Annotated in this window: 7 protein-coding genes; 6 read left to right on the top strand and 1 reads right to left on the bottom strand. The window is 69.2% G+C overall.

Going from position 1 to position 6339, the window contains the following annotated elements:
- Positions 1 to 588 (top strand): DNA recombination protein RmuC (locus ACFULV_RS34805; RefSeq protein ID WP_378664339.1); only part of this gene is annotated, 588 nt, incomplete at its 5' end.
- Between the two features lie 51 nt (positions 589 to 639).
- On the top strand, positions 640 to 1485 hold the full coding sequence (locus ACFULV_RS34800) for a DUF6542 domain-containing protein (RefSeq protein WP_378638123.1): 846 nt from the start codon (positions 640 to 642) through the stop codon (positions 1483 to 1485).
- Between the two features lie 60 nt (positions 1486 to 1545).
- On the opposite strand, the gene ACFULV_RS34795 is transcribed toward ACFULV_RS34800, so the two are convergent.
- Entirely contained in the window at positions 1546 to 2565 is a 1020-nt protein-coding gene (locus tag ACFULV_RS34795) for a 4-hydroxy-3-methylbut-2-enyl diphosphate reductase (protein ID WP_378664336.1), read from the bottom strand.
- A 114-nt stretch (positions 2566 to 2679) separates the two neighbouring features.
- Between ACFULV_RS34795 and ACFULV_RS34790 the strand changes: the two genes are divergently transcribed.
- From ACFULV_RS34790 to ACFULV_RS34775, 4 genes are all read left to right on the top strand, one after another.
- Positions 2680 to 3273, top strand: a complete 594-nt coding sequence (locus ACFULV_RS34790; RefSeq protein WP_378638119.1) for a lipid droplet-associated protein — start codon at positions 2680 to 2682, stop codon at positions 3271 to 3273.
- Positions 3274 to 3456: 183 nt separating this feature from the next.
- The gene (gene xseA / locus ACFULV_RS34785; protein WP_378638117.1) at positions 3457 to 4743 is read left to right on the top strand and encodes an exodeoxyribonuclease VII large subunit; all 1287 of its coding nucleotides are present in this window, start codon (positions 3457 to 3459) and stop codon (positions 4741 to 4743) included.
- Entirely contained in the window at positions 4740 to 5000 is a 261-nt protein-coding gene (locus ACFULV_RS34780) for an exodeoxyribonuclease VII small subunit (RefSeq protein ID WP_378638114.1), read from the top strand. Before xseA ends, ACFULV_RS34780 begins: the two co-directional genes overlap by 4 nt.
- 127 nt (positions 5001 to 5127) lie before the next feature.
- A partial coding sequence (locus ACFULV_RS34775) for an FAD-binding oxidoreductase (RefSeq protein WP_378664334.1) occupies positions 5128 to 6339 on the top strand: 1212 nt, incomplete at its 3' end.

Raw genomic sequence — 6339 nt, 5'->3', positions numbered from 1 at the left:
AAGGTGCCGTTCTCGGCGTATCTCGACGCGGCGACCACCGACGACCCCGGCGCACGCACCCAATTGCTGGCTCGCCACGCCAAACACCTGCGCGCCCACGTCGACCAACTGGCCGACAAGGCGTACTGGGCGGCCTTCGATCCGGCACCCGAGTTCGTCGTGCTGTTCGTGCCCGGCGACCCGTTCCTCGATGCCGCGCTCACCACCGACGCCGACCTCCTGGAGTACGCGTTCGGCCGGAACGTGATCCTGGCAACCCCCACTACACTGATCGCGCTGCTGCGGACGGTGGCGTTCAGCTGGCGGCAGGAAGCGCTCTCGCGCGATATGGCAACGGTGCAGCAACTGGGCAAGGAGCTCTACACCCGGTTGGGCAAGGTCGCCGAGCATCTGGACAATCTGGGCGTGAATCTCGGTAAGGCCGTAGCGGCTTTCAACGCGACCGTGGGTTCGGTGGAGTCGCGGGTCATGGTCACCGCGCGCCGGATGCACGATCTCGGCATCGCCGATCAGGAGCTCCCGGCAATCCGGCTCACCGAGACCCGACCACGCGTCGTCGCGTTCGCCGACGTCGAGGATCGCGTCTGAGATCCCCGTGCCGTGGCGCCCACAGGGCCGATGTGCAGTTAGTGTCATAGTGTGGCTGCTTCCCAACGTGCGCGACCCCGGGTGCCCGCGCCGCAACGTTCGATCGTGCCCTCGGTACCCGGCATCCCCGCCTGGGCCGCGATTCTGCTCGCCGCAGGTGCGACAGGTCTCGGGTTCCTGATCGACGGACTCGGCGGCGAGACCTATCCGACCGGCACGTTCTCGGCGCTGTATGTGCTCGGCTGCGTGCTCGCTGTCTGCGCGGTGCGCTTCCGCGGCCTGTTCTCCACCATGGTGATGCCGCCGCTGCTGCTGTTCGTCGCGGTGCCCCTGGCCTGCCAGATGCTGGGTGGACGCGCCACCACGTCGATCAAAGACGTGCTGATGAACCTGATCATCCCGCTGGTGGAGCGCTTCCCGACGATGGCGCTGGCCACCGTGCTGGTGCTGGCGATCGGCGGAGCCAGGATCGCGATCGCCAAGCGCGCACCCCAGACCGCTCGCCCCACCCCGGAGCGCCGGACCGAACGCAAGCCGGTCAAGCGCCGTCGCCCGGAGCCGACGCCCGACCTCGCCACCGCCGCCCGCAAGCGGCCGCGCCGCGGCACCGCGGTACTGGACGAAGCCGATACCGAGGTCGATATGGCGAGCCCGGCTCGCCGGCCCGCCAGGCCCGCCGAACCGAAACGGGCGCCCGCCGCGGCCCGGCCCCGCGAGCCTCGCGCCGCCCGCGGTGAACCCCGCGCCGCCCGCGCGGCCGCCGCACCGCGCGAACCCGAACCGGCCAGGGTCCCACGCCGCCGTGGCGACGCACCCCCGCATCCACAGCCGAACGTGCGCTATCGAGACCGCGCCGACTCCGCCCGCACGGAACGACGTCGCCCCGACAACGTCTGAGAACGAAGAATCCCCGCCGACCTCAGCCGGCGGGGATTTTCTTTGTTCAGCTCGGGCGGGTCAGCTCTGCGAAGGTGCGTCCCGGCGGGCGGGGCGGAGCTCACGAGGCAGGGAGAACACCAGCGTCTCGTTGGCCGTGGTCACCGGCTGGACCTCACCGAAACCGTGTTCGGCCAGCAGGTCGAGGACCCCGGTCACCAGGATCTCCGGCACCGACGCGCCCGAGGTGATGCCGATGGTCCGCACCCCGTCGAGCCAGGCCAGATCCACCTCACGCGCGTAGTCGACCAGATACGCCGCCTTCGCGCCGGCGCCGAGCGCCACCTCGACCAGTCGCACCGAGTTCGACGAGTTGCGCGAACCGACCACGATCACCAGATCGCATTCGGGCGCCATCGCCTTGACCGCGGTCTGCCGGTTGGACGTGGCGTAGCAGATGTCGTCGCTGGGCGGGTCCTGCAACGTCGGGAAACGTTCGCGCAGCCGCTCGACGGTCTCCATGGTCTCGTCGACCGAGAGCGTGGTCTGCGACAGCCAGATCACCTTCGACGGGTCGCGCACGGTCACCTTGTCCACCGAGTCGGGCCCGTCGACCAGCTGTACGTGCTCGGGCGCCTCACCGGCGGTGCCCTCGACTTCCTCATGGCCTTCGTGGCCGATCAGCAGGATGTCGAAGTCGTCGCGGGCGAAACGCTTGGCTTCCTGGTGCACCTTGGTGACCAGCGGACAGGTGGCGTCGATGGTGCGCAGGTTCCGTTCGGCGGCTGTCTCGTGCACGATCGGCGCGACACCGTGGGCGGAGAACACGACCAGCGCGCCCTCGGGCACCTCGTCGGTCTCGTCGACGAAGATCACGCCCTGCTCACGTAGCGTTTCCACGACGTGGCGGTTGTGCACGATCTCCTTGCGCACATAGATCGGGGCGCCGTGTTTCTCGAGAGCCTTCTCCACGGTCTCGACGGCGCGGTCGACGCCTGCGCAGTAGCCGCGCGGCTCGGCCAGCAGCACGCGCTTGCCACCGGCAGCATTCGCGCCCGCGGAGCGCGTGATACCGACGTTCAAGGGGATTGCCGAGGTCATATCCCACAGCTTACGTGCGCGCGACAGGCCCGATCAGGTCGGATCAAGGGGCGAAAGTCACACAACAGGGGTGTGGACCTTTGCATCACACCCGGTTTGCGGCAGGCTGGAGTCATGTTTCGACCTCCGTTCCTGGCCAGGGTGGCCGCCGGCGCCGCCGTCTACGCCTTAGAAGAGACCCGGCGACTGCCCGTCGCCGCGGTCAATTTCCCGATCACCGCGCTCAGTCGCGTGCTGCAGACCACGATGCATCTGCAGCAGTTCGTCACCAGCCTCGCGCTCAAGGGTGACGGTGTGTTCGAGCGGCTGGGTTCGGCTCCGGCCGAGCAGCCCGCGTGGGCCACCTTCGACGAGGACCTCGAACCCGCGCCCGCCACCAACGGCCACACCAGCCGCTTCGACCTGTTCGAAGCGGCGGAGGCCCCGCAGACCAACGGCAAGGTCGTGCCCGCGTCCCTGCTGCTGCTCGAGACCGAGGACGAGGTCATCGAGCCCGCCGAGGAGCCCGCCGCGGAGGAGGTCGTCGCCCCCGAGGTCGCGATCCGCTACGACTACCCCGCGATGACGCTGGCCCAGCTGCGCGCCCGGCTGCGGATGCTCACCGTCGAGGAGCTGGCGCAGCTGCTGGCCTTCGAACAGCAGACCCGCGCCCGCGCCCCCTTCGTCACGATGCTCACCAACCGCATCGCCACGGTCCAGGCGCAGTGATATCGGCGGCTGGCGCCGCATGGATCGCGGCCCTGTGGGCCTCGATTCTTCGCTCCTGCGTTCAGTCGCTTCGCTCCTTCTCTCCGTCAGTCCAGAATTGAGGCGGCCGCAATCCGCGCCTTCGGCGCACCGGGGTTGCGGCCGCTTTTTGGTTGTGTCGGTGGCCGCGCGTAGAACTGACCTATGACTCAGGACGGCGTCGCGCAGGCCGGCGCTCCGGCGAATTCGGCGGAGCAGCCGTATCCGGTGCGCTCGGTCGCGGTCAAGGTCGCCCAGTGGATCGAACGGCTCGGCAGCATCTGGGTGGAGGGGCAGGTCACCCAGATCAATCTGCGTCCCGGCACCCGCACCGCGTTCCTGGTGCTGCGCGATGCCTCGGTGGACATGTCGCTGTCGCTGACCTGCGACCCCGACCTGTTGCGCAGGCTGCCGGTGCCGCTCACCGAGGGCAGCCGCGTGGTCGTCTACGGCAAGCTGCACTTCTTCACCGGCCGGGGCACGGTCTCGTTGCGGGTCACCGAGATTCGCGCGGTCGGCATCGGTGAGCTACTGGCGCGGATCGAGCGGTTGAAAGCCCTCTTGACGGCCGAGGGCCTGTTCGATGCCAGGCTCAAGCGGCCGCTACCGTTCCTGCCCGCGACGATCGGGCTGATCACCGGACGGGCGAGCGCGGCCGAACGCGATGTCCTGTCCGTGGCCCAGAACCGCTGGCCCGCAGTCCGATTCGTCATCCGGAACACCGCGGTGCAGGGTCCGACCGCAGTGCCGCAGATGCTCGAAGCGCTGACCGAACTCGACCGTGACCCCGAGGTCGAGGTGATCGTGCTGGCGCGCGGCGGTGGCAGCGTCGAAGATCTGCTGGCGTTCTCCGACGAAGCACTGTGCCGGGCGGTCGCCGCCGCGCGCACCCCGATCGTGAGCGCCATCGGCCACGAACCCGATAATCCCCTGCTCGACCTGGTCGCCGACCTGCGCGCGGCCACCCCCACCGACGCCGCCAAACGCATCGTCCCCGATGCCGCCGCCGAACTGGCCGGGGTCCGTGAGATGCGGGCGCGCTCGGCGGCCGCGTTGCGCGGCTGGGTCCAGCGCGAGGAACACACCATCACGCAGTTGCGATCGCGCCCGGTCCTCGCCGATCCCCTGCGCGAACTGAACCACCGTCACGACGAGCTGGAACGCTTGCGCACGGCCGCCAGACGCACTGTCGACCAGCTGCTGCGCAGCGAGTCGACGACCACCCTGCATCTTCGCGAGAAGCTGACCGCGGTGGGTCCGGCCGCCACCCTGGCCCGTGGTTACGCTGTCGTGCAGCGCGTCGCCGGTCCCGAACGGCATGTCGTGCGTTCGATCGATGACTCCCCCGCGGGCAGCCAGCTCCGCATCAGGGTCGCCGACGGAGCCGTCACCGCCGCGGCACTGGGCACCCAGCGACTGACGCCAGAGACCACCGACGAGAAGAGGACGTGACCGTGGCCGACGCCGGTTCCGAGAACACCGCTGCCGACACCTTGGCCGAGATCGCGGCCTTCGGCTACGAACGCGCCCGCGACGAGCTCATCAACGTGGTGAAGATGCTCGAACAGGGCGGCCTCGACCTGGACGACTCGCTGGTGCTGTGGGAGCGCGGCGAAGCCCTGGCCACCCGCTGCGAACAGCATCTCGCCGGTGCGCGCCGCCGCGTGGAAGACGCGCTGTCCCGGGCCGACCTCGACACCGCCGACTGAGTACGCGCACCGACATCGCGCCTTTACCGCCGCGAAACACCGGCCGGGCACGCTGATGCTCGGCCGATCCGCCGAAGGATCGCCCTCCGCGCGACGCACGGAGAGTTCGAACGACGGAGTACGGCCGATGTCACCCACCGATTCACTGACGAGCCTGCGCGCCGACCTGGGTCCCATCACCTTCTCCACCGACACCCGCAAGCTGCGCACCAAGAGCCGCGACCGGTTCGCGCAGAGTCCGGTCCTGCGAGACCTGTTGCGCGGGCGCAATGCCGAGATCTTCATCGCGCCGCGCGGCAAGGACGAGCTGCGCACCGCGGTGGCCGCCTGCGCGCGTCATCGCATTCCGATCACCGTGCGCGGGGCCGGTTCCGGGCAGTTCGGTCAGGGTGTGCCGCTGCGCGGTGGCGCGGTGATCGATGTCACCGCCCTCGCCGGCGTCATCGGCTGGCACGGCGAACCGGGCAGGCGCCCGCCGACCACGGTGCGCGCGCTCGCGGGCACCGTCGTGGCCGATATCGACGCCGCGATCCGCCCGTCCGGGTGGGAGCTGCGGATGCATCCCTCGACGGCGCACCAGGCCACTGTCGGCGGCTACATCGCGGGTGGGCACGCGGGTATCGGCAGCTGTCGCTGGGGCATCCTGCGCGATACCGGCAACATCACCGCGCTGGAAGTGATGACGGTCGAGGAACACCCCCGGCTGATCGAGTTACGCGGGCGCGATGTGAACACCGTGCACCACGCGTACGGCGCCAACGGCATCATCACCGAGGTCGAACTGCCGCTCGCCCCGGCCTGGGAGTGGCACGAATTGGTCGTCTCGTTCCCCGATTTCGCGCAGGCGGCCCGCTTCTCGGTCGACATCTGCCGCAGCGACGGTGTGCTCACGAAAGTGGTTTCGCCCCATGCGCATCCGCTCCCGCAGTACTTTCCCGAACTCGCCGGATTGATTCCCGACGGCGAGTCGATGGTGCTGCTGATGGCCGCCGTCCAGTCGGTGCCGAATGTGGAGGATCTGGTGCAGGACAACGGCGGCCGGATCCGGTACCGGTGCCTCGAGGGCAAGGGCAGCTACGGTTCGCCCCTCTACGAGTTCACCTGGGGCCATTCGATGCTGCGCTACCAGCGGCACAACAGCGAGCTCACCGGGCTGATGGCCCTGTTCCCGCAGCGGGATCTGTACGAGTCGATCGTCGGCATCCACCGTGAATTCGCGGAGTTGGGGCCGCTGCATGTGGAGATGAAGCGGATCGACGGCGGTCTGTCGTGTCAGGGCTCACCGGTCTTCGCCTACGAGAGCCAGGAGCACTTGGCGGCGACCACCGAGCGGTTGCAG

Source organism: Nocardia sp. NPDC057272, from assembly GCF_042668615.1.
In the GTDB taxonomy this organism is placed as follows: Bacteria; Actinomycetota; Actinomycetes; order Mycobacteriales; family Mycobacteriaceae; genus Nocardia.
This window is presented reverse-complemented; position numbering and strand designations above follow the sequence as displayed.

Excerpts from the sequence above, each read along its gene's own strand:
- ACFULV_RS34795 (WP_378664336.1), bottom strand. The coding sequence starts at position 2,565 with ATGACCTCGGCAATCCCCTTGAACGTCGGTATCACGCGCTCCGCGGGC.
- ACFULV_RS34790 (WP_378638119.1), top strand. The coding sequence starts at position 2,680 with ATGTTTCGACCTCCGTTCCTGGCCAGGGTGGCCGCCGGCGCCGCCGTC.
- xseA (WP_378638117.1), top strand. The coding sequence starts at position 3,457 with ATGACTCAGGACGGCGTCGCGCAGGCCGGCGCTCCGGCGAATTCGGCG.